This is a genomic window from Lacrimispora xylanolytica (assembly GCF_026723765.1).
Classification (GTDB): Bacteria; Bacillota; Clostridia; order Lachnospirales; family Lachnospiraceae; genus Lacrimispora; species Lacrimispora xylanolytica.
In genome coordinates this window covers 3311501-3336112 of the sequence record NZ_CP113524.1, presented here as the reverse complement: position 1 = coordinate 3336112, position 24612 = coordinate 3311501, and the positions used below count along the sequence as shown (strand labels likewise).

Genomic DNA, 24612 nt, shown 5'->3' with positions numbered 1-24612 from the left:
GATCCATAATGGACATTAATAGTTTAGCCCATACTAAATTGGAATGCAAGTACCATATAGTCTTTGCACCAAAATATAGAAGGCAAGTAATCTACAAAGATATAAAGGCAGATGTTGGTCAAATTTTAGGAAGTTTATGCCGGAGAAAAGGAATCGAGATAATGGAAGCGCAATGTATGCCAGATCATGTACATATGTTAATCCGAATTCCACCAAAATACTCAGTATCAGAAATAATGGGATACTTAAAAGGAAAGAGTTCGCTAATGATATTTGAAAAACATGCGAATTTAAAATATAAGTACGGAAATCGGCATTTCTGGTGCCGTGGATATTACGTCGATACAGTAGGAAAGAATACAGCTGCGATTAAGGAATACATACAAAACCAGATAAAAGAAGATTTAGAATACGATCAGATGTCACTAGTAGAGTATATAGACCCGTTTACGGGTGAGCCGGTGAAGAAAAACAAGAAATAAGACTCTTAAGAGTCAGTTGGAAATCAAAGCAAAACAGCAAGCCCCTTTTGGGGCTGCGCCGGAAAAAGGCAGCTCCGATTAAGCCCTTTTAAGGGCAGCTGAGAATGTGGTGCAGTAGGCAGACTTTCGGAGCGCCTTCCGGGCGTAAGCAGGAAACAAACCCCTTATAGGGGGTGAGCAAGCCACCGGCTAAGCCGGTGGTATTGACTGGAATAAAATTGTTACTAACAGAAATAGCCAGAAGAGCTGGCGTCTGACAAACAAGATTTTTCCTATAATTTTGGTGAGGATAGAGATGATGGATATCTATTATAATGGTGTCATATTTGTAAAAAAGGGCATGGATGCAGAAGCGATGGGAGTTGAGGGTGGAAGAGTGGCTTTTGTTGGCGACCTTTCAAAAGCTAAAAGATGGGCTCAGGAAACAGAAACGGTATGGCATGATATGAAAGGGGCTTTCCTGGTCCCTGGTTTTATTGATTCCCACTTGCACCTTCTTCTGTACGGTTATGTATTAAGCTGTCCTGACCTTTCGAGGCATACCTCCTCCGTAGAGGAAATCGTTGAGGTATTATATGGCGTTCAACAGGAAATTGAGAAAAGTTCAGGAGAATGGATCGTTTTAAGAGGCTGGAACCAGGAGCAATTTATTGGTGATAAACGGCTGCCCACCCGCCAGGATCTGGATCTGGTGTCCAAGGACCGGCCCATACTCATTTACCGCTCCTGCGGACACATCGCGTGTGCCAATACCGCGGCCCTTTTAGCAGCTGGTATCAGAAAAGGAACCAAGAACCCGGAAAGAGGTTCCATTGATAGAGATGAGGCGGGAGAGCCTACTGGTATTCTTCGTGAGTATGCAATCAATCTGGTCAGCACAAAGGTACCGCCGCCAGATAAAGAGGTTGTGAAGGCTTATATGCTGCGGGCAATGAAACGGTTAAATTCTTATGGAATCACTTCTGTACAAAGTGACGATTTTGGTGCCTTTCCCGGACTTTCATATAAGACGGTGATAGAAGCCTATGAGGAACTGGAGAAAGAGGGACGGCTGACCGTAAAGGTATATGAACAGTGCCTCCTGCTAGATCAAAAAGAGTTGGATGATTTTTTAGGCAGTGGATATAGGACCGGAAAAGGCAGTGAGTTTTTCACCATAGGCCCTTTAAAGATAATTGAAGATGGCTCCCTTGGAGCAAGAACAGCCTCGTTAGAAACTCCATATGCTGATGATATAGAACACCCTGATAACTGCGGTATCTCTATCTACAGTCAAGAGGAGTTAGATCAAAGGATAAGCTACGGAGCCTCTCATGGAATGCAGGTGGCTGTTCATACCATTGGAGACAAGGCCATGAAAATGACCACAAAGTCCATTATAAAGGCACTTAAAGGAAAGAAGGACAATCCCATGCGCCATGGAATCGTTCATTGCCAAATAACCACGCCAGAGCTGATTAAAACCTTAAAGGAGTGGAATCTCCATGCCTATGTGCAGACCATATTTATGGATCATGATAATCATATTGTTGAGAGTCGTGTAGGAAGGGAACGGGCTGCCAGCACCTATGCATTTAAGACCTTATTGGATATGGGCGTTACGGTATCCAATGGCTCTGATGCTCCGGTGGAGCATGGAGATGTGCTGGCAGGCATTCAGTGCGCGGTCACAAGAACTACATTAGATGGAAGAAAGACCTTTTTACCGGAACAGTCCCTTACAGTGGAAGAAGCTCTTCATACCTTTACAGCCATGGGAGCAAAAGCCAGCTTTGAGGAAGAAGAAAAAGGAACGCTCCTGCCTGGAATGGCAGCAGATTTTACTGTACTATCTGAGGATATCCGCAAATGCCATTCGGAACGAATATCAAACGTTTCTGTTTGCCAGACCTTTTTAAATGGCATATGCGTTTACAATACCATGGACTGAAATAATAAGTGAAAGTTGCTGTGGCGATGAAGGGAATTTAAGCCTTTTCCAATGAATGTCCAGGTATCGTTATAATCCCCTGGCACCGTAAAATCACTGTTTGATAAAAAGGATATAAACCCTTTCGGATCCGTAAGGTAATGGTCTGCAAAGGAATCTGCAAAGTTCACCTTCTCTTCATCGGAAAGATTACCATTTCTGTCATGAAACACGTGCTCTAGGTTTCGGGAGAAATAATATACACGGTATGGGAGGGTTCCTACTTTACCGGTTTCAGACAGCTTATTTAAAATCTGTGATTTCCTCTCATTTCGCTCCTGGACCCGTTTGGGGTTCGAGGCTTCTACCCGGTCGTCAAAGTATTGAATGTCTCTAACCTTTTGATACATGATTTTGTCAGGGGGAATAAATGCCCCGTCAATATCCACCAGATGAATGACCTTTAAAATATCATTTCTCTGGTAACCATACCGCTTTCTCTCTGTTTCCACATGCTGATATACGGTCTTTACTGCATTATTCACAGAGACGGCCCAGTTGCTGGTCATATCACCATGGACAATATGAAAGCGTACCTCTTCATTATGAAATATTTTCTTTAAAACAGGGCTTAGGGTGTCTTCATCCGTAGGCCCTTCTGCAATGAAGAGGAGGACTTTTTTACTTTTGGATATCATGGAAAGCCCCCTTTCCGGCTCTTCGAAAGGCCCGCCCAATCTCCACGGTATCTGTTTCTGCGTAAACGGCTTCCCGCTGTCCGCCTAAGGTGATGCTTCTCAAATAAAGATCTCTCAGATTATTGCTGTTTTTCACGTTCTGGAGACGGATGTAGCGGTTACAAGGGTTGGTGGTGGAAAATACAATGCTTTTTCTATGGAGCATTTCCAGAGCACGCAGGTTGTGGGAGGTAAAGATCAGCTGCCCCTTGGCTCCCTTTTCCATGACGGAAAGCAGCTCTCCAAGAAGGTATTCATAAATACCGGCATCCAGTTCATCGATAATCAGGCACATGGAAGGGTGGTTATAGATGCACATCAGGACATTTAACACCGATATAATCTTAATAATTCCTTCGGACTCGTATTTTAAAGGAATAATAATATCATCCCGTTTTGAAATCAGTTCAATCTTATAGCCCTCTGAGCCATTTTCCCGCAGCTGCTCCCCAAAGTTGTGAATGGCGATGGAGAGTCCGGGAATCATTGCTGAAATGACGGCATTCATATCCTCTATGATCTGGTTTACAATTCGGTATTGTTCTTTGGTGATGATGGAAGGGCCGTCAAGGCGTATGGGAAGCTCGCCCTTTTCCACCTTTTTTCCTACCTGAAGCCGGAATGCAAAGGGGAGCATGAAATTCATGCTGATGGAACCGGAATGGGCGCTGGTGATGACAAACAGGTTATAGCTGGCATACTGGTACAGCGCTCTGATGATGTAGGCGTATTCTTCTGAAATCTCATGAGGAGCAGAAAGAAATATAGTTCTTCCCTCACTTCCAAAGAGAAAAGAGACCATATTTTTCTGAGCCAGTCGTTTGGCTACGTTTAAGTTGATTTTGTTTTCTTCATTGCACCGTACCAACTGGTCAAAGCGGTATTTTGGGGTAAAAACGGGACCCTTAGAGGAAGAGGAGTAGTCAATTAAATTCTTCCTGTTTTCAAATTTCTCCCCGGTCCATAGGGAAGCGGTCAATGTTTCCTTTGAAATCTCAATCTCCCCTTCTGGTAATTTTCCTAGAATGACAGAATATTCAGCCAAAGAGGCCTTATCAGGAGTCTGAATCATAAAGGTTACACTGATTTTTAAAGAATTCATGTCCTCTGAAATATAATGACCGGTTTCTTTGGGAAGAGATTTTCCCGTAAGGAGTATCTGTAGGAGAGCCATGGCCTCGATTACAGCGGTTTTCCCGGAGCCGTTCTGACCATAGATTCCCAGTATGTCAGCTGATGAGGAGAAGAAGTTCTTTTCAATGGCAGAGGGCAACTCAATCTGCCCATACTGTGTATTTTTAAATCCCGATATTTCTATTTTACTAATTCGGACGGAGGTATCATTCATACGCCTGGTTTCCTTTCCATATAATTAATTCTATAGTAGCACATTTTAATCCTTTGACAAGAATAAAATGGAAAATCGGAATATTTTATACCGATTTAAGTATTATTGACCTTAATTATGTTTTTATTCTTTGGTTCTTGTACATTAATTTTATCTTTTCAAACCAGGAAAATTATGTCAGGAAAACCATATTGACAAATGAATTATTTCAACGTATAATGTCCTTACTCAAAAAGAATTGAAAACAAACAACTGAATATCAGATTCGTTAAAAGGGAGTAGTTTTAATGCACTGTCAACATCCGGCTTTTAAAAGCAGCCTGGTGGTGCATGCCCAAAGGTGGTTACCAGACTTTTAATGTATTTATTTGTGGATACGTCATCCATAAAAGAATGCATTAATGGTCTTTTTTTTATACTTTTTTGAGATGCTATAAGTAGCCTGTGGAGGATTTTTGCGTGGCTGTGTGATTGAGGACAGCGGAATGGAGGAAAGTTTGAAGGATTGGTATCAAAAAAGTGGTGAAGAGGTTTTAAAGGAGCTTCATACGAAAAAGGAAGGATTAAGCTCTAAGGAAGCCGCCGAGCTTTTAAAAAAGGGAGAAAACGTTCTTAAAGAAGGCAAAAAGAAAAGTACGCTCCAGGTCTTTGCCGAACAGTTTAAGGATCTCCTGGTCATTATACTCATTGTAGCTGCCACCATTTCCATGTTATCCGGAAATGTGGAAAGCACGGTTGTCATTGTGGCGGTTATATTATTAAATGCCATATTAGGAACCGTACAGCATGAAAAGGCCCAGAAATCACTGGAAAGCTTAAAGTTATTGTCTTCACCAACGGCAAAGGTCATAAGGGATGGTCAGAAAATTGAGATTGATTCCAGGAACGTAGTTCCGGGAGATATCCTTCTCCTTGAGGCCGGGGATATGGTAGTGGCTGACGGCAGAATTTTAAATAATTATTCCCTCCAGGTCAATGAAAGCTCCCTGACTGGGGAATCCACCAATGTAGATAAAGAAGATGCTGTATTTGAACTGGATATGCCCCTGGCAGATCGTACGAACATGGTCTATTCCGGCAGTCTAGTGACCTATGGAAGAGCTGTTGTCGCAGTTACCGGCACGGGGATGAACACGGAAATCGGTAAGATCGCCAGTCTTATGAATGCCACAAAAGAAAAGAAGACACCCCTCCAGGCCAGCATGGACCAGTTTTCCAGCCGTCTTGCATTCGTGATTATGATCATTTGTGGGTTAGTATTTCTCTTAAGCCTTTACCGCAGAATGCCGGTTCTGGATTCTCTCATGTTTGCTGTAGCACTTGCAGTTGCAGCCATTCCAGAGGCATTAAGCTCCATTGTGACCATTGTTCAGGCCATGGGAACTCAGAGAATGGCCAAAGAAAATGCCATTATCAAAGAATTAAAAGCAGTGGAAAGTCTTGGCTGTGTTTCAGTCATCTGCTCCGACAAGACAGGAACCCTGACCCAGAATAAGATGACGGTTCAGGATATCTATATCGATGGAATAACGATGACACCTGAGGACCTTGATATCAGCAGCCAGCTTCACCGGTACTTAATCTACGATGCGGTCCTTACCAATGACTCAGCCATTGTGGAAGGAAAGGGAATCGGTGATCCGACGGAATATGCCCTCCTTGAGATGACAGGGAAAATAAAAGTAAGCCACCATTATTTAAGGGATTTAATGCACCGTCTGGAAGAGCTTCCCTTTGATTCAGACCGTAAGCTTATGAGCACCAAATACCATCTTCACGGCGTTCCAACTGTTTTGACCAAAGGAGCCGTTGATGTATTATTAGACCGCATGACTCATATCCGTACGTCAGAAGGCATCAGAGAGCTTGACCAAAAGGATCGGGAAGAAATTATAAATCAGAACATGAGATTTTCCGAAAATGGTCTGCGTGTTCTGGGATTTGCCTACAAGGAAGTGGAAAAAGATCATGTCCTTTCGTTAAACTCGGAAAATGGATTTATATTCCTTGGACTGGTATCCATGGTGGACCCGCCAAGGGAAGAGTCAAAGGCAGCCGTTTCTGATGCAAAGCGTGCGGGAATCCGTCCGGTCATGATCACTGGGGACCATAAGATCACAGCGACAGCCATCGCGAAGCAGATCGGCATCTTTGAAGAAGGGGACCTGGCTGTGACAGGGGCGGAGCTTGATGGTATGACTGACAAAGAGCTTGATGAGAAGATTACAAAAACCTCCGTTTATGCCAGAGTATCACCGGAAAATAAGATTCGAATTGTAGATGCTTGGCAGAGAAGAGGCAATATTGTTGCCATGACCGGAGATGGTGTCAACGATGCCCCGGCCTTAAAAAAGGCGGATATCGGGGTAGCCATGGGAATTACCGGTACCGAGGTTTCCAAGGATGCGGCCTCCATGATTCTTTCTGATGATAATTTTGCCACGATTATAAAAGCCGTTGCCAATGGACGAAATGTGTACCGGAATATAAAAAATGCCATTCAGTTTTTGCTGTCAGGCAATACAGCCGGAATTCTATCGGTTCTCTACACTTCCCTTATGGCGCTTCCAATCCCATTTGCTCCGGTGCATCTGCTCTTTATCAATCTGCTTACAGATTCCCTTCCGGCCATTGCCATTGGTATGGAGCCTGCAGAGCATGATTTGTTAGGAGAAAAGCCAAGAGATCCAAAGGAAGGGATTCTTACAAAAAGTTTCCTCTTAAAGCTTCTGATGCAGGGTACTTTAATCGCAGCCTGTACCATGACAGCTTTCCACATGGGACTGAAAACAGGAAGCCCGGCAGTAGCCAGCACCATGGCATTTGCTACACTGACCTTATCCCGGTTGTTCCATGGGTTTAACTGCAGAAGCAAATATTCCCTTTTCAAAATAGGATTCTCCACCAATTGGTACAGCCTCGGTGCATTTATCGCCGGAGTGATACTGCTTCACATGGTAATGTTTGTACCTCTGCTTTCCAGACTCTTTTCCGTGGCACCATTAAGCGGGAACCAGCTGGGAATGATCTATGGATTGGCATTCATTCCTACGGTTATCATCCAGATTTCAAAAATAATAAATAACAGAAATTAATAAGAATTGTCAAAAAGACTCTATGGGAACTCCGTAGAGTCTTTTCGTATATAAGAGATTACGGGCATGGTACCTGTCACTGCTCCGCACAAATAATCAGGTAATAAAAGCCCTTTTTCCTTACAATAGGAATGATACAAGAAATGAGGAAGGCAGATAGTGAATAAGGCAGATTTTAAAATCCTCATAATAGGAGCATTTTAAGGAGGAATCATGGACGAAAAGATAATAGGCTTTGAAAAACAAATTAAAACAGAATATAATAATGTTACAGGTGTCATCGTATTGAAAAATGGAAGAATGGTATACGAAGGGTATTTTAACGGTTATACTTCTCAGGATACGGTACATGTGATGTCTGTTACAAAAAGCATAATATCAGCCCTCATAGGCATTGCCATTGACAAGGGATATATTAAAGATGTGGATCAAAAGGTTTTAGAATTCTTTCCGGAGTATACAGTAAAACGTGGAGAAAAAACAATTCAGGAAGTCACTCTTAGACATATGCTGACAATGACTGCACCCTATAAGTACAGGTCGGAACCATATACCAAGGTGTATAAAAGCGATGACTGGACAAAAGCAGCTCTTGATCTGCTGGGAGGAAGGTCTGGAATCACAGGTGAATTTAAGTATTCTACGGTTGGAGCTCAGATATTATCCGGGATTCTTGTAAGAGCCACAGGGCGATCCGTCCTTGATTTTGCCGCAGAAAATCTATTGGTACCTATGGACATAGCAGTGCCTCAAAGTAAGGAGATCCGTGATAAGGAAGAGCACATATCCTTCATAAAAAGCAAATATTCCAGTGGCTGGATCGTGGATAAAACGGGAGTCAACACTGCTGGCTGGGGACTGTGCTTAACACCCCGGGATATGGCTAAGGTTGGTGAATTATACTTAAATGGGGGTATTTATCATGGAAGGCAGATCTTAGCTTCTAATTGGATTGAGGAAAGCACAAAGGAAAAAAGCCGTTGGGGAGAGCTGCCATATGGGTATTTATGGTGGATCATTCCGACAAAGAGCGGCCTTTGCTATGCAGCAATCGGAGATGGAGGTAACATGATTTTTGTCCATCCCGTTAAAAAAATGGTGGTTGCTCTTACCGCTCTTTTTTCCCTTAGGCCGAACAATAAACTGGAACTGGTTACAGAACATATCATTCCCATGTTCGAGTAGAAAGGTTCTTAATAAAAGGAGGTGAATGCGTTGGATTGGATTAGCGGAATACAAAAGGCTGTGGATTACATGGAGGCGCATATTACCGAGGAACTTAAATTTGATGAAATAGCAAAACAGGCGTACTCATCAAGCTTTCATTTTCAGCGGGTGTTCCGTATTTTATGCGGATATACCCTGGGTGATTATATCCGTATGAGAAGGCTGTCTTTAGCTGGCAGCGAGCTTGCGGCTTCCAACACCCGGATACTTGATATTGCTGTGAAATACGGCTATGACACTCAGGAAAGCTTCAGCCGTGCCTTTACACGCTTTCATGGAGTATCCCCGTCTCAGGCGCGAAATGGAGCCAGCTTAAAGTCATTTTCCCGTCTGTCTGTAAAATTATCCTTAGATGGAGGAACGATTATAGATTACAGGATGGAAACGAAGGACGGGTTTTCAATGATCTGCAAAAAGACAGGGTTGTCCAGTGAAAAGGAGCTATCGTTTACCCATATCTCTGACTTCTGGCGTCAATGCAATGAAGATGGAACAATCGAGGCTCTGAGCCAATATATCCCGGAAGATTCTATGTTTAATCACTCCATTGTTGGTGCAAGCTTTGGGAATGACGCAGGGGATTCCAATTATCCATATGCCATAGGAATTCCTTGTCATAACGTATCGGTGATAGAAGATGCATTTTCGGTAGAGGAGATACCGTCTCATACCTATGCAGTCTTTCAGTGCAGGGGAAAGATGCCCGATGCATTTCACAGGCTATACCATCAAATTTACAGTGAATTTTTCCCGGGAAGTGATTACCGTCCCTGTGGCGGCACGGATTTTGAGGTGTATCCATCTGCTGATGTAAATAATCCCGCCTACACCTGTGAAATCTGGGTGGCTGTGGAAAAGAAATAAGCTGCCCTCTTCATTCTGTGCCTGCGTCTGAGCTTCGCAGGCATGTAGAATTGGAAAAATATAGCCCCAAAAACGTCAATTTATGTTACAATAAGGAATATCAGAAAACAGAGGAAATTAAAATGTTGTATCAAATCATAGACGGGACAGTGAGTGCAGGCGGCAATTTGATCTTGTCACATATCAATTTTGAGATACGGGGAAATGAAAAAATAGCGGTGGTGGGCAGCAATGGGGCCGGAAAAACCACCCTTTTAAAATTGATTGCCGGAGAAATCACCTTAGACCGGGATGATAAGAGAAATGGTCCGGGTATTGTTACATCCAGAAAACCAACCATAGGATATTTAAAGCAGCAGGCTTTTATAGAGAAAGACAGGACTGTGGAGGAAGAACTGTTATCCTCTTGTCCTTTTAAGGACACCTTCTCTATGGAGAGGTTTGCATATGAGAGGGAATATGACAGGTTATTTACAGGCTTTGGATTTTTAAAAGAGGACAAAAAAAGAAAAATAGCCGATTTTTCCGGGGGTGAGCAGACAAAGATTGCACTGATCAGCCTTTTGCTTCAAAAGCCTGATATCCTCCTTTTGGACGAGCCCACCAATCATCTGGATATTCAGACCGTAGAATGGCTGGAACAGTATATGAAGCAGTATGAGAAATCCGTGGTAATGGTATCTCACGACCGCTTTTTTCTGGACCAGACCGTGTCAGTGGTCTATGAACTTTCAGGAAAAAGGCTTACGAAGTATCCCGGCAGCTACACTCATTACCGGGAAGAGAAGAAAAAGTATATTCGAATCAAAACGAAAGAATACGAAAGGCAGCAGGAGGAAATCAACCGCTTAAATGCATTGGTGGAGCGGTTTAAGAATAAGCCAAGCAAGGCAGCCTTTGCAAGAGCCAAGAAAAAGGCAGCGGAGCGGATTCAACTGGTAGAAAAGCCCATGGAGGATGAAGCCCATATATTTACCGGTGCCATAGAACCGGCAATCCTGGGCAGCAAGTGGGTCTTTGAATCAGAGCATCTAAAAATAGGATACGACAGGCCGATTGCGGAACTGACCATGAGAATCCGCAGGGGGCAGAAGATCGGAATTCTTGGACCAAATGGAGCCGGAAAAACCACCTTTTTAAAAACAGTCGCTGGACTGATTTCAAAGGTGTCCGGGGAGTATTCCATTGGCAATCAGATTACCATTGGTTACTTTGATCAGCATTCTTCAGAAATAACTTCTGCGAAAAGCGTGGCAGAGCATTTCCACGATTTATTTCCTTCTCTGACGGAGAAAGAAGTGAGGAGCATTTTGGGGGCTTATCTATTTGGTGGAAAAGAGGCCATGAAGCCAGTAAATTCCTTATCAGGCGGAGAAAAGGCGAGGCTTGTGCTCATGGAGCTTTTACAGAGCAGACCTAATTTCCTGATACTTGATGAGCCCACCAATCATATGGATATCAAGGCGAAGGAAACACTGGAATCTGCCTTTATGAGCTATACGGGAACTATTTTATTTGTATCTCATGACCGGTACTTTTTAAGTCGTCTGGCCGAATCTATTTTGCTTTTTGAAGGACAATCTGTATTTTATTATCATTTTGGCTATGAGCATTACCTGGAACGAAGCCGAAAAGCAGAGAATGGGGAAGGAATCGCAGCCAGAGTGAAGGCGGAAGAGCAGGCCTTGATTGCCGGCATGAGGGCAGTACCAAAAGCTGAACGACATCGGTTAAAGGAGATTTCCACAGAGGAAGCATACCTGGATTGGAAGCTGGGCCTAGTCCTTGAAAAGCTGGTACCGGCAAGAAACAGGGTGGAAGAACTGTCAGAGCGTCTGGAAGAATTAAAAACGGCCTGGATCAATTCTCAGGAGTTCTGGAATGGTATGGAGTGGGAGGAAGCCCTTACTTATCAGCAGATTGCAGAGGAACGGGATAAGGCTCAGGAAGAATGGACCAGATGGTGTATGGAATGGTTTGAGACTGCGTTTGGAGAAGATATGGTATAAAGAAAGCGTAGAATAAGGACCGTTAAGGGCCGGGATTCTACGCTTTTATGTAATATTTGTATTTAATATGTATCCTGTTATTTCGCTATTAGTATTTTCCTAAACCAAAAGCAGGGGATAAACTGGATTGTAAGGAAGTGTTTTTATTGAGCTTGAACTTTCCGACTTCCTGCTGTAACGTCTGTGCCTGTGCAGCCAGCTCTTCACTGGAGGCAGAGCTTTCTTCTGCGGTTGCTGCGTTTGTCTGAATGACTGCAGATACCTGTGACAGGCCCTGATTGATCTCTTCAATGGCTGCCACCTGGTTGCTTGAGGCTGATTCAATTTCCTGTATTGCCTGCTCCACCAGCTTGGATTTTTCCTGTACTTCTTTTAAGATTCTGGAGGTTTCAGTCGCCATCTGTTCCCCTTCGGAAACGGCTTCTACGGAATGAGTGATAAGGATACCAGTTTCTTTGGCTGCTTCTGCAGATTTAATGGCAAGGTTTCGTACTTCGTCAGCAACAACTGCAAAGCCTTTACCGGCATCCCCGGCACGTGCTGCTTCTATGGCTGCATTTAAGGCTAGAATGTTTGTCTGGAAAGCGATATCTTCAATTACCTTTGTAATATTGGAGATCTCTGCGGAGGCGGTACCAATTTTATTCATGGATTCGTTTAAGTTCTCCATAAATTCATTGCTTGCAAGGACTCCGCTGCTGCTTTGTTCCACATAGGTGGAAGCCAGGCGGACGTTGTCTGCGTTGTGCTCTGCCTGCTTAGCAATGGTAGTAATAGAAGCATTCAGCTCTTCTACGGTAGCCGCCTGCTCGGTGGAACCAGAAGCCAAGGCCTGGGCAGCAGAGGATACCTGCTCCGCACCGGTATTTACCTGGTCGGCTGAAATATTAATAAGTAAAAGAGTGCGGTTAAGGTCATTTTCTATCTTTCGAAGAGCAAGTCCAAGAACATCTTCGTCGGAACGGAGGGGAACTTCCTGAGTGAAGTCACCATTGCTGATTTCTTCTGCAATCATCACCTGCTCCCTGATTCCATTCAGCATCTGGGTAAATGCATCGGCGAGCTGACCGGTTTCATCCTTGGAATCTATGTCTTTTAAATCCACATCCACATGACCAAGAGCGATTTTCTTTGCAGCAAGTACTACCTGACCGATAGGATCACTGATCATCTTAGAGATTCTAAAGCTTAAATAGAGAGCAGCAATAGTTCCCAAAGCCACAATGATGCACAGGATTACCGTTAGAACCACAGCGGTGCTGTCGTTGCCTTGGCTTGTCTGCTTCGCAGCATCCATACGAAGGGTGATAAGCTGATCCATGTTGTCGTAAATTTTCTGAATGGCTTCACTATCACGGTTCAGTGCAGATAAGGCAGAGATACTATCTCCGGATTTTGCAGCCTCCAGACACGCCTGAATCATCGGATCGTATGACTGCTCAAACAATTGGGTCGCTTCATCAAGCAATGCCAAAGTTGAATCAGATTTTATGCTTTTCCGGTATACTGCTGCGTTGTCAAGAAATGCCTTTTTTGAATTCTGATATTCCTGCTCCAGTTTTGTAAGCTCAGATTGGCTTCCTGAATGAACAACAATCGCATTAATATCTGTACGAAGAGTGTAAAGGTTTTTGGTTGATGCAAATAGTTCGCTGATGGGTGCTGTCTGCTCCTCATATAAATAGGTATCCATTTGATTGATGCGGATCATGCCAAAGATACCCACGCCTCCGACGACTAGCATCATCAGCACTACACTAAGGAAAGCGGTGAGTAGTTTTTTTGTAATACTGTAATCCCTGAAATTTTTCATGCTTTGAACCTCCTGTTATTGGTCTTTTTCTTATGTACGATTGCTTCAATTTGTTCTTCAAGAAAAATCAGATTGCGTGCATATGGGATTCGCAGTTTAACTAAAACTGTGGCACTATGGCAAAAAACCTTGATTTTACATAGTATTATGCAGTGATGACGGAAGTTTCGACGGCGAATGAATGTTGCTTCATGCTGGTAAGGTGCATATCATTAAACTTATCGATGGCTATTTTTTTCTGTTCCATAAGGGAATGCGCATAGACGTTCATGGTAATTGCTACATTAGAATGGCCTAATATTTCGCTAACAGTCTTGATATCCACGTGAAGTTCCAGAGCCCTGGTAGCAAAGGTATGTCGGGTTGAATGAAATTTCCGGTCCTTGACACCGGCCTTTTTAAGAACCCTTTTATATAACTTCTGGTATGCCCTGGGATCAATGGGAAGATTGCTGCCTGATAATATATAATAATCTTCCTTGTCTCCAGCTAAGATAAAATCCTTTGCAATGGTTACAAGGAATGCTGGAAGGGGTATTTTTCTTATGGAAGTCCGGCTCTTTGGAGTACCAACATTCAGCAACGTTTTGTTTTCCTGCTTTTTAAAGTTTTTTGTACGAGTCACGGTACGCTTTATGGACATCGTCGCAGCTTCTAAGTCGAAATCACTCCACTTTAAGGCACAAAGTTCACCAAGACGAATGCCGGTGTATATGCAGAGTATGATTCCGAGTGCACGTTTATCTTCAAAATTAATGGCTGCCCATTCTATACTTCTTTGTTCTTTCATTGTAAAGATCTCTACCTCTTTTTGTTCTGTTTTAGGTAGTTTCACTGCCTGAAGAATACTGGAAGAGTCTTTGTGGTTTGTAAGTATTTCTTTTAATGCTGTTTTAAAGACAGCAAGAATCTTTTTCTTATAAGCATCGGAGATGGAGGCTTCTTCCTTCATTTCTTTTACGAATAACGTTACAGATTCTTCTGTAATTTCTTCGCAGTCATTTTCTAAATAAAATGGAATAATATATTTGTTTAAACAATTATAATAACTTTCATAGGTAGAGGGCTTTACTCGATTGACCGCTTCGCATTCCAACCAGTTTTTTAAAAGCTCTACCGCATCAGGAATAGAACTTCCTGTTGCATTGTCTGATAATTTGTTATTTTCTATAAATAATCTCATTTTTTCTTTCACTTCTCGATAACTTTTTCCGTAAAAGTACTGGTATTTGCCAGTAGCCTTTTGCTGTCGGCCTTCCCAGCGCCCGTCTTTTCGCTTATATATATTTTCACCTCTGCGCGGCATTGCTATAATTCTCCTTTTTGACGTAATTTTTGACGGCGAATGTTGTGAATTTCGCCAAAAATGCTTTGCATCTTTCATTTTTAAGTGTTTGAATTCTATCATCAATACTATTTTTGTTAGGATTGACAAACAATAAACCGATATTATATAATGAAAGATGTCGAAATTTGTCTGAAAGTTGCGGCGTGGTTTTAGTTAAACTGCGCCTTTTTTAGTGGATAAAAGTACCGTTTTTGACTGTATAGAATGAAATAGATTTAATATTGGGAAGATTGTGTAGATGAAAAATAAACACATTGAAAAATAGGAATATGACTTAACATAATAGAATTAAAATAGTGTCTCCTTTATCATTCCAGGTAGGATGATTTGTAATGTATTTTTGTTTGGACGTCATTAATGAGTATTACCATCATTATAATCATTTTTAGAAATATTACCATAGTAATTTTATAAATAAATATTAGGTTTTTGTAAAAAGAAATTGGCTAAAAAAGGCAACGCTCAGATAGACTGACCGCTGCCTTTTTTGGTGTTGCTTCTATATATAATTATTTATTTCTAAAACATATAAACTGCATTGAAGCGGTCCTTACGGTAGGGGTCATAAAAACCGTCGCTGAGATCCCAGCCTTTAAAATCATCCTTTACAAATAACAGATGCTCATCCCTGTGGGAACGCATGGGGATTTCTCCGATTAACACACCTTTTTTAGCCACTCGTAACAGCTCTTCGGTGGCAGCCTTGGCGTAATCTTTGTTGTCAAAATAGAGATAGACGCCATAACAGATGACTTTATCAAAGGATTTATCCTTAAAAGGCAGGTCAGCAGCCTCTCCGGTAAGGACTGAGTGATTCAGGATCTCAATATGCTTTTTAACGAGAGTGGGGGAGTAATCAATGCCCACATAATCGCAGTCTAAGTACTGGGCAAGTGCTCCGGCCCCGCAGCCTACCTCTAACACCTTATCCTCCTTACGGATATCCAGTCTTTTTATAACCTGTTTTGCTACTTCTTCCATATCTACCTGGGTTGCCTCGTATCCATCGTAGGCAAGTAAGTCGGTTACGGTACTGTCTGCATTGCCCTTACGGGTCCAGATTTGTTTCCAGGTTTCTTTGTTTGTTTCCATTGTATTCATGTTTGTTGCCTCCTTTATTATCGCAATATATGTTTCAGCGCATCAGCCAGCCGCTTATTATCTTCTTTGGTGCGGATTGCAATGCGTATAAACTCTCTACCTTCCATGCCTGACTTGTGGGATAAGTCTTTTACTAAGATGTTATAACGGTTTAACAAAAGCTCTGAAATCTGAGAAGCAGAACAGCCGTCTGTGATTTCGCAGAGTATAAAATTGGCTTCCGAGGGATAAAGCTTTAGCTGACGGATGGAACGGAGTTCCTCATACATCAGAGTCCTTGTTTCCTTGAACTTCCGTAAAGCTTCCTTGTAATCGGACTGGTACTTTTCAAAAATCTGTAAAAAATATTCCGCCAGGGAATTGATATTCCATACAGGCAGTTCCTTTCTTACAAGACCAGTGACAGACGGATCGCTGCAGGCCAGGATTCCGAGTCTCAGACCGGGTACCCCATAGGATTTTGAAATGCTTTTAATCAGAATCAGATTTGGATAAGCATCCAGGATATCCTGATTCATTAAGGAGGGATCATCTTCCGCGGAAGAAAAGTCCAGGAAGGATTCATCCAGAATTAAATAGGTACTTTTCTCTGCACAGAAATCCAGGAGAGAAATAACATCGTCTTTTTTTATGTAATTCCCCGTAGGATTTTCCGGATTTACCAGTACAAGGGCATCCATTTCCTTGTCTTTGTAAAATTCCATAAGATCCTTTACGGTATAGGAAAAATCAGGAGTGGTGACCGTAAAAGGAATGGGGAGCTTGGCACAGTTTCCGTACTCCTCAAAGGAAGGCTTTATGATGCCCACCCCATTTTGAAAGGAACGAAGGAGGGGCCTTATAAGCTCTGCGGCACCATTACCAGTCAATACATGATCTCTGTTAAGTCCCAGGGACTTGGCAGCCAAAAGATTGTTGACCTCCAGACCGGAAGGGTAGCTTGTGCACAAGGCTTCAAAACTGGCTTTTATTTCTCCCATGAGACGGCTGTTAGGAAAGTATGGGTTCACCAGATAACAAAAATCAAGAAGGCCTGGATATCGCCAGAAACCACCGTACCGGCTGGAAATCCTTGAGAGCCTGCTTTGGGAATCCGTAAAGATAGATTCCGCAATGTCCAGATCCTGCTCGTCGTCGATCTCATACCAGAATCCATTTTCCAGGCGGGTAGCTTTTAGGTCATGATCGTCCAGTAAAGAAATGACCTTTAGTACCTGCTCGTAATATTCGTTATTTCCCAGTGCCTTGCTGTAGGCTTCCAAAAATGGGACGTAATGAGTCTCGGAAAAGCTTTTGCTGAACTTATAAATATTGACTGTTTTATAATAGGTATGAATGTCTTCAAACCGGAAATCTTTTCTTGTTAAGAACTTGGTGATGTTATCCTGTTGATCCAAAAGAACTACGGTTCCGTCCATCCAGCTTTCAAAGGGAGCCACCAGCGCCAGGTTGGGATAGGGATTATGTACAATCTGTGTCAGGACTTCCTGTTCAAAAATCAGGTCGGATTCCAGTAAAATGGTATCATCGCGAAGAAGGTGTTCCTTTGCCAGATACAGGGAATATATGTTATTGGTGGTCTGATATACCGGATTATCTATAAAGATAATTGGGGTGTGAAGGGATAAAGAAGCAGTAAAGGATTTTAAAGTCTCACCTTCATGTCCAGTCACCAGGATAATTCGGTCCAGGTGATAGTGATCCAGTTGCTTTAACATGCGTTCGATTAAGGGTACCTGGTTTACTAAAACCATACATTTTGGCTGATGCTCCGTCAGCTTTTTTAAACGCCGTCCCATTCCGGCGGCCAGAATGATAGCCTGCATAACAATCTCCTTTGTTCAAAAATATAATAAAAACTAAATTTATGAACATAATAACAGGTTTTTCCAGGGCTGTCAATGGGGGAATAACAAATCCGGGAGAAATTTTATCACTTCTTATAAAATGAAAGAACCTTGACAGAGAAGAGATACGTGTTATAATATGAAAATGATTTCTGATTTCGAAAACGGGGGTATTATATGGCAGAGAGAGGAAGATACCGGACAAAACAGCAGGAGATTATTCTCAACTGTTTAAAAAAGCAAAAGGAGTTGTTCTGTACGGTGGAACAATTCATGGAATATCTTCACCGTGACGGGATCCATGTGGGACAAACAACGGTATATCGGGCATTGGAACGTCTTACGGAAGATGGAGTTGTAGTTAAGATTCCATCGGTAGACGGTTCCAAAGCACAATTTCGGTACATCGGTGACGAAATATATGGCAACGTAGGTAAGCTGGTATGCTTAAAATGCGGAGGAATCATTCCACTGGAATGCTCCAGACTGGACGCATTTTATGAGCATATCCACGAAGATCATGGCTTTCAGCTGGATCAGCACCATATGGTGTTATATGGTTATTGCAGCCAGTGTCAGTAATGGAAATGGATAGGAAAGGAGATGGGCTATGAAATTTTTCAGGAACCACAGGCATAATGTTTCTATGCTTCTTGCCATTTTCGTAACGCTGACTCTTCTATACTCATCCTTTTTCGTTCTAACCCGTTTTCGTCATGACTGCCCGGGCGAGGGCTGTATCGTATGTTTGGAGATAAAAACGTGTATCCGTACCCTCCACTTGCTTTCACAGGCATTGGGGAGCGGAGTCATTCTCACGTTTGCAATAATCTTTGTAAAGAATCAGCTGAAAGCATATGAGTCTGGAATATTAAGCCCCAGGCTTTCACTGGTTGGATTAAAGGTCCGTTTGAATCGTTGATGTTATCTCTTGTCTAGGAGAATAAAGCGGTTCTAAATGTATGATAAAAACGGAGGAAATAATGAAAAAATATAGATCAAGGATCAATCGCTTCATGGCTGTAGCCGCCCTTTCTTTTAGTGTGATACTTACTGGATGTGCTGCAAAAAAGGAAGCTGCGGGAGATAAAATAAGCGTAATGACAAGCTTTTACCCGGTTTATGATTTTACCTTAAAAGTAGGCGGGGATAAAGTAAATGTAAAAAACATGGTTCCTGCAGGCACAGAGCCACATGAGTGGGAACCGGGTACCCGTGATATAGCGAGTCTGGAAGAATCCAATGTATTTATTTATAGTGGTGCTGGTATGGAGCATTGGACGGAAGATGTTTTAAAAAGTCTTAGTAATAAAAGCCTTATTGTCGTGGAGGCTTCTAGTGGGATTACATTAAAGGAAGGCCACGAGGAAGAAGGGGACCATAAAGAAGAGGAGAATGAACATGATCATGGAGAATTCGATCCCCACGTATGGCTTGATCCGAAAAATGCGAAAAAGGAAATGGAAAACATCAAAGATGGACTCGTAAAAGCGGATCCGGAGAACAAGGATTATTACGAAGCCAACTATAAGACATATGCAGAGAAATTTGATCAGCTGGATCAATCCTTTCAGGAGACCTTGTCACCTCTTTCCAACAAATCCATCGTGGTTTCCCATGAAGCTTACGGGTATTTATGTTCTGCCTATGGTCTTACCCAGGTGGGAATTGAAGGACTGACACCGGATTCAGAGCCGGATCCGGCCAGAATGGCTGAGGTTATTGACTATGTCCGGGATAATCAGGTTAAGACAATCTTTTTTGAGGAGCTGGTAAGTCCTAAGGTGGCGGAAGCCATTGCCAAAGAGACCGGGGCGAAGACAGAGGTACTTAGCCCGGTAGAGGGGCTTAGCGACAAAGAATTAAAGGCAGGAGAGGATTATTTTTCTGTTATGGAAAAAAACCTTGCTGCTTTAAAGGAAGCACTTGAATAACAAGGGACAGGAGTAAGAATTGTGAACGCGATTGAAATAAAAGGCTTGACCTTTTCCTATGGAAATACACCGGTATTAAAAGGAGCAGATTTATCTGTTCCCAAGGGCCGGTTTGCAGCTTTGATAGGAGCCAATGGAGCCGGAAAAAGCACACTGATTAAAATGCTGTTAGGTGAACTGCCCTTAACCGGGGAAAATGGCTCCATAGAACTTATGGACCAGGAGCTGAAACAGTTTGACGGCTGGAGCCAGGTAGGCTATGTTCCCCAGAATGGAATGGCGGGTTATAAGGATTTCCCGGCATCAGTGGAGGAAATTGTTAAGGCAAATTTATATTCCCGAATCGGATTATTCCGCTTTGGCGGAAAAAAGGAAAAGGAACTGGTGCATCAGGCATTATGTCAGGTAGGAATGGAGCCTTTTGAAAAGCGGCTCATCGGAAAGCTTTCCGGGGGCCAGCAGCAGAGGGTCCTCCTTGCCCGCGCCCTGGTAAACCAGCCAAAGCTATTAATTCTTGATGAGCCGACCTCTGGAGTGGATAAGGAAAACACGGAGGAGTTTTACCGTCTCATTAAGAAATTCAATCGCGAAGATGGGGTGACTGTTTTTATGGTCACCCATGACAGAAACTGTTTATCAGAGCTTGCAGACGATGTCTGGCATCTTCATAATGGTACGATGATACGGGTCAACTTTGAGAGGAAGGGTGAATGCGATGGAGATATTTAGTTACGGATTTATGCAGCGGGCATTCCTTGTGGGAATTTTGCTTGCTACCGTAATTCCTTGCATCGGTGTCGTGATTGTACTAAAACGATTGTCCATGATTGGAGACGCCCTTTCCCATACCTCTCTTGCCGGAGTAGCAGCAGGTCTGATTCTTGGAGTAAATCCTGTAGCCACCGCAGCAGCAGCCTGTATGATAGCAGCCTTTGGAATCGAGGCAATTCGCAGAAAGCTGCCTCGCTATTCAGAGATGTCCATTGCCATTATGATGTCTGCTGGAATCGGGCTTGCGGGAGTTTTGTCTGGATTTGTTAAAAATTCTGCAAACTTTAACAGCTTTTTGTTTGGCAGTATTGTAGCAATCAGTGATATGGAAATGTTTCTTGTTATAGGTGTTTCCATGGTGGTTCTTCTCGTATTTCTGCTTTTATATAAGGAGCTTTTTTATATTGCCCTGGATGAACGAAGCGCAAGGCTGGCGGGGGTGCCGGTAAAGCAGGTGAATTTTATCTTTACCATACTGACTGCGGCTACGGTTTCCGTTGCGGCAAGGACCGTAGGAGCACTGATCGTGTCTTCCATGATGGTGATTCCTGTGGCATGTGCCATGCAGTTTGGGAAAAATTATAAGCAGACGGTTATCTATGCAGTCAGCTTTGACGTGGCTTTTATGATCGCGGGGCTGTTTTTTGCCTATTATTTTGGATTGAAGCCAGGAGGAACCATTGTTCTGGTGGGAGTTATTTCCCTTTTATTTATGTTCGCTGGAAAGAAGGTATTCGGCGGAAAGGGGTAACTGGCAGTAAGGAGTAAATAAGATGACAGATCTTTATATCATATCTGGCTTTTTGGGAGCAGGAAAGACAACGTTGATACAGACAATGGCTTCTTCTGTTTTCCAGGGTCAGAAAATTGTGGTCATTGAAAATGATTTTGGTGAAGCTGGCATTGACGCCAGCTTTTTAACAAGCTGTGAGATTACGGTCACCAGTATGAATTCAGGCTGTATCTGCTGCAGTATGTCAGGAGATTTTTATAAAGCCATAGGACAGATTGTAAAGGAATACCAGCCGGATGTTATTCTGGTTGAACCATCTGGAGTTGGCAAGCTTTCGGATATAGTGAAGGCATGCTTAAAGCAGAAGGAGCTTGTGGAGATAAAACGCTGTATCACCGTAGTAGACATCAGAAGATTTGATAAGTATAAGGAAAATTACGGAGAATTTTTTGTGGATCAGATTCGTTACGGGGATTTGATTCTAATCAGCCATTTAGAGGGCAATTCCGGGGAGATCGAAGAGACCTTGGATAAAATAAGAGAATGCAACCAGGAGGCAAGGATCGAGGCTGATTTCTGGGACAGCATTCCAGCAGAGGTATTCCGGACTGGAGAGAGGGTAGAAGCAGTGAAGGAGCTTTATGAAGAGTCTTTAAAGACTCCAAAGATATCCCATTTACTGAGTGCAGTTTCCTCCCCGTTTCGTTTTGCCAGAGAGGTGTTTTCTTCTGTTACGTTAGAATGTAATGACAGCCTTACAAAAGAGGAACTGAAGCTCAAACTGGAGCATGTGATTCAATATGCAGACGGCATGATTCTCCGGGGAAAAGGAATTGTAAGCTGTAACGAGGGGAAATTCTTATTCCACTACATACCGGGAAAGTTTCAACTGGAATCCAGTCAGGCGGAGGGGAATAAAATCTGCTTTATCGGGACAGGGATTAAAAAAGAACAAATAAAATCGTTATTTGAAGGGAAACTATAATATGATAACTCCTGTATGGGTGGTTACCGGATTATTGGATTCCGGTAAAACCACAATTATCAACCGCCTGGCAAATGAGGAGCTTAAGGAGCAGGATATTCTGGTCATTCAGTTTGAAAACGGGGATGTCCCGTTAATGGAGTCAGAGCATATCCGGAGTCTAAGCTATAAAAAGAGCCAGCTTGAGGAGGTTCCTCATGAAATCTGTGAGGAGATATGCACCGAACTAGCCGAGCATTCGGTTGATCTGGTTTTAATAGAATGGAACGGTATGGAGCATTTCCATACCTTTGAGCAAATGTTTCTCCAGTTTCGTCTTAAGCCAGTTATCAGCATAGAAAAAGTAATTTATGCGGCAGACGAGACCTCACTGGATCAAAGATTAGCTGATTCAGGGTCCATTTCCATGTCTCAGGTGGCAGCAAGCGACTGTGTCTATGTATCAGCAGGCAAAACAAAGCGCTTAAGCTTTGGGGCAGAGCTGCCGGTTTTTTCAGAGGATAACTGGGAAGGGTTTATGAGAAAGCTGTTTCGCTATGATTTAAAGCCTCAGATATGGATTTTATCTGTAACAGCGGCGGCAATTTTATACCTGCTCCTAAGGCCGGTAATGGGACCTGTCCGTTTCTCTCTGGACGTCTTTCTTACCGTATTTTTAGGGGTATTTTTACAGGCAGTGCCGTTTTTGGCTATTGGTGTTATTCTATCCTCTGCAATTCAGGTGTTTGTAAGCCCTGACTGGATTCAGAGAAGGTTTCCAAAAAGGATCCTTCCGGCCCAGATCTTTGCAATCTTTGCAGGCTTTTGTCTTCCGGTGTGTGATTGTGCCTCCATACCTGTATTTAAAAGTCTGGTAAAAAAAGGAGTGCCCATGTCTGCTGCCATTACCTTTATGCTGGTATCACCAGTAATCAATCCGGTGGTCATTCTTTCTACCTGGTATGCATTTAATGGGAACTTAGCCATCATTGGGGCCAGATGCGGCCTTGGAATCCTTTGTGCCGTTATCTGCGGCCTGACCTATCTTGTCTTTCCTCCAAAGAGAGTCTATACAGACAAAATGTTTGGAGGCAGAGCCGATGAATGGGAGGACTACTCTGGCTCCCGGTTTTTACAAATGGTGCGTCATGCCCAGAATGAATTTTTCAGTGTGGGGAAATATCTTCTTACAGGTATCTTTATCTCAGCACTGTTTCAGCAGTTTAAGCCAGACATGGCCAGAGCAGGAGCCGGAATAGGGCTTTTAGGCTCCATTTTATTTTTAATGGTCATGGCCTTTGTTTTATCCCTTTGTTCTTCCTCCGATGCGGTTGTGGCAAGATCCATGGCTTCCTCATTTCCAATGGGGGGAATCCTGGGATTTCTGGTGTTTGGTCCGATGATGGATATTAAGAACGTTGCCATGCTGCTTTCCGGTTTTGGAAAAACCTTTATCATAAGGCTGATGGTAACTGTATTTGTTGTTTGTTTTATCGGCGTGTATCTGTTTTCTTATTTTTATAGTGGAGGGCTGAGACTATGAGATTACGTGGAAAAGGTCTCAATCTGGAAGCCCTTACGGAAAGCGCCTCCTATCTGATATTTGGTGCTTTGCTGGTTCGTCTGACCATAAGTGGAACCTATTTAAACTATGTAACTCCCAGAATGAAACCGTATTTATATGGGCTTTCTTTCCTTATGTTCTTTTGGGCGGCCGTAAGTGTCAGGAATTTATTTCGCCCCAGATATAAAAGCAGAATCAAGCGCTGCATGGTACTGATTCTCCCCATTCTGCTTCTGGCAGTTCCGCCTTCTTCTCCGGCAGCAGGGGCCATGGTAAAGGGAGGAGCCGGGATTCCAAGGAGTTCGCCAGTGGAAACGACACAGGATACCACACAGGCTTCTGATGAGTATGCTTATTACGGTCAGGATACGTTAGAAAAGCCAGAGGATACCTTGGAAGAGGAGCAAAATTACGAAAGTCAGGAAGCTCAGCCTGATACTCAGGCAAAGACTCCACCTCCTGGTTTAAATGGTCTGAATAACGAAACAAAGACCATTACCATATCGGATGAGGATTTCAGTCCGTGGATTACGGAGTTAAGCAACCATCCGGAAGCTTACGACGGCTATACCGTCACGCTAAAAGGGTTTGTATACCTTGATCTGGAAGATAAAAAGGAAAATGAATTTGCCGTGGTCCGATTGTCCATGTGGTGCTGCTCTGCGGACTTAGCGCCAATGGGGCTTGTTGCGGTATCTAATGGCAAACTGCCATGGGGGGAAAATAGCTGGATTACAGTGACCGGGAAACTTGCAGTAAAGGATGGATATGCAACTTTAGAAGCGGAAAAAATAGAAGCAGCAGAAAAGCCTTCAGAGGAATACGTTTATCCTTACTATTAATGAGGGGTCCTGAAAGGAGAAACT

The 24612-nt window shown here is 43.0% G+C and carries 20 protein-coding genes; 14 read left to right on the top strand and 6 right to left on the bottom strand.

Annotated elements, in window-relative coordinates:
* The first annotated feature begins 8 nt into the window (after positions 1–8).
* Positions 9–482 carry an IS200/IS605 family transposase gene (tnpA, locus tag OW255_RS15565; RefSeq protein ID WP_268114594.1) on the top strand — a complete coding sequence of 158 codons (474 nt, stop codon included), beginning with the start codon at positions 9–11 and terminating at the stop codon, positions 480–482.
* Between the two features lie 295 nt (positions 483–777).
* The gene (locus tag OW255_RS15560) at positions 778–2412 is read left to right on the top strand and encodes an amidohydrolase (RefSeq protein WP_268114593.1); all 1635 of its coding nucleotides are present in this window, start codon (positions 778–780) and stop codon (positions 2410–2412) included.
* Here OW255_RS15560 and OW255_RS15555 read toward each other — a convergent pair.
* On the bottom strand, positions 2394–3089 hold the full coding sequence (locus OW255_RS15555; RefSeq protein ID WP_268114592.1) for a hypothetical protein: 696 nt from the start codon (positions 3087–3089) through the stop codon (positions 2394–2396). The two genes, OW255_RS15560 and OW255_RS15555, sit on opposite strands and share 19 nt — an antisense overlap.
* Entirely contained in the window at positions 3073–4476 is a 1404-nt protein-coding gene (locus OW255_RS15550) for an AAA family ATPase (protein WP_268114591.1), read from the bottom strand. Before OW255_RS15550 ends, OW255_RS15555 begins: the two co-directional genes overlap by 17 nt.
* A gap of 497 nt (positions 4477–4973) precedes the next feature.
* Between OW255_RS15550 and OW255_RS15545 the strand changes: the two genes are divergently transcribed.
* The 4 genes from OW255_RS15545 (at position 4974) to OW255_RS15530 (ending at position 11671) form a co-directional block, all read left to right on the top strand.
* On the top strand, positions 4974–7571 hold the full coding sequence (locus tag OW255_RS15545; protein ID WP_268114590.1) for a cation-translocating P-type ATPase: 2598 nt from the start codon (positions 4974–4976) through the stop codon (positions 7569–7571).
* Between the two features lie 213 nt (positions 7572–7784).
* Positions 7785–8756, top strand: a complete 972-nt coding sequence (locus OW255_RS15540) for a serine hydrolase domain-containing protein (RefSeq protein ID WP_268114589.1) — start codon at positions 7785–7787, stop codon at positions 8754–8756.
* A gap of 21 nt (positions 8757–8777) precedes the next feature.
* Positions 8778–9662 (top strand): AraC family transcriptional regulator, encoded by an 885-nt coding sequence (locus OW255_RS15535; protein ID WP_334308243.1) that lies wholly within the window; start codon positions 8778–8780, stop codon positions 9660–9662.
* Between the two features lie 122 nt (positions 9663–9784).
* Positions 9785–11671: an ABC-F family ATP-binding cassette domain-containing protein gene (locus OW255_RS15530; protein WP_268114587.1), complete on the top strand. Its 1887-nt coding sequence runs from the start codon at positions 9785–9787 to the stop codon at positions 11669–11671.
* 88 nt (positions 11672–11759) lie between these two features.
* On the opposite strand, the gene OW255_RS15525 is transcribed toward OW255_RS15530, so the two are convergent.
* From OW255_RS15525 to OW255_RS15510, 4 genes are all read right to left on the bottom strand, one after another.
* Positions 11760–13484, bottom strand: a complete 1725-nt coding sequence (locus tag OW255_RS15525; protein WP_024838560.1) for a methyl-accepting chemotaxis protein — start codon at positions 13482–13484, stop codon at positions 11760–11762.
* A gap of 145 nt (positions 13485–13629) precedes the next feature.
* Positions 13630–14790, bottom strand: coding sequence for a tyrosine-type recombinase/integrase (locus OW255_RS15520; RefSeq protein WP_024838559.1), 1161 nt, complete (start codon positions 14788–14790; stop codon positions 13630–13632).
* 561 nt (positions 14791–15351) lie between these two features.
* Positions 15352–15933 carry a class I SAM-dependent methyltransferase gene (locus OW255_RS15515; protein WP_331485647.1) on the bottom strand — a complete coding sequence of 194 codons (582 nt, stop codon included), beginning with the start codon at positions 15931–15933 and terminating at the stop codon, positions 15352–15354.
* 17 nt (positions 15934–15950) lie between these two features.
* The gene (locus OW255_RS15510; RefSeq protein ID WP_024838557.1) at positions 15951–17759 is read right to left on the bottom strand and encodes an aminotransferase class I/II-fold pyridoxal phosphate-dependent enzyme; all 1809 of its coding nucleotides are present in this window, start codon (positions 17757–17759) and stop codon (positions 15951–15953) included.
* Positions 17760–17957: 198 nt separating this feature from the next.
* Here OW255_RS15510 and OW255_RS15505 point away from each other — a divergent pair, with 198 nt between their 5' ends.
* The 8 genes from OW255_RS15505 to OW255_RS15470 all read left to right on the top strand — a co-directional run bounded on the left by OW255_RS15505 (position 17958) and on the right by OW255_RS15470 (position 24588).
* The gene (locus OW255_RS15505; protein ID WP_024838556.1) at positions 17958–18362 is read left to right on the top strand and encodes a Fur family transcriptional regulator; all 405 of its coding nucleotides are present in this window, start codon (positions 17958–17960) and stop codon (positions 18360–18362) included.
* A 28-nt stretch (positions 18363–18390) separates the two neighbouring features.
* Positions 18391–18702, top strand: coding sequence for an AraC family transcriptional regulator (locus tag OW255_RS15500; RefSeq protein ID WP_268114586.1), 312 nt, complete (start codon positions 18391–18393; stop codon positions 18700–18702).
* Positions 18703–18796: 94 nt separating this feature from the next.
* Positions 18797–19714, top strand: a complete 918-nt coding sequence (locus OW255_RS15495) for a metal ABC transporter substrate-binding protein (RefSeq protein WP_268116618.1) — start codon at positions 18797–18799, stop codon at positions 19712–19714.
* Between the two features lie 21 nt (positions 19715–19735).
* A complete protein-coding gene (locus OW255_RS15490; protein WP_268114585.1) occupies positions 19736–20443 on the top strand; it encodes a metal ABC transporter ATP-binding protein in 708 nt (235 codons plus the stop codon).
* On the top strand, positions 20430–21236 hold the full coding sequence (locus OW255_RS15485; protein ID WP_024838552.1) for a metal ABC transporter permease: 807 nt from the start codon (positions 20430–20432) through the stop codon (positions 21234–21236). Before OW255_RS15490 ends, OW255_RS15485 begins: the two co-directional genes overlap by 14 nt.
* Positions 21237–21258: 22 nt before the next feature.
* The gene (locus OW255_RS15480; RefSeq protein WP_268114584.1) at positions 21259–22203 is read left to right on the top strand and encodes a CobW family GTP-binding protein; all 945 of its coding nucleotides are present in this window, start codon (positions 21259–21261) and stop codon (positions 22201–22203) included.
* Between the two features lies 1 nt (position 22204).
* Positions 22205–23725: a permease gene (locus OW255_RS15475; RefSeq protein WP_268114583.1), complete on the top strand. Its 1521-nt coding sequence runs from the start codon at positions 22205–22207 to the stop codon at positions 23723–23725.
* The gene (locus OW255_RS15470) at positions 23722–24588 is read left to right on the top strand and encodes a TIGR03943 family putative permease subunit (RefSeq protein ID WP_268114582.1); all 867 of its coding nucleotides are present in this window, start codon (positions 23722–23724) and stop codon (positions 24586–24588) included. The genes OW255_RS15475 and OW255_RS15470 overlap by 4 nt, the downstream gene beginning before the upstream one ends.
* Positions 24589–24612 lie beyond the last annotated feature (24 nt).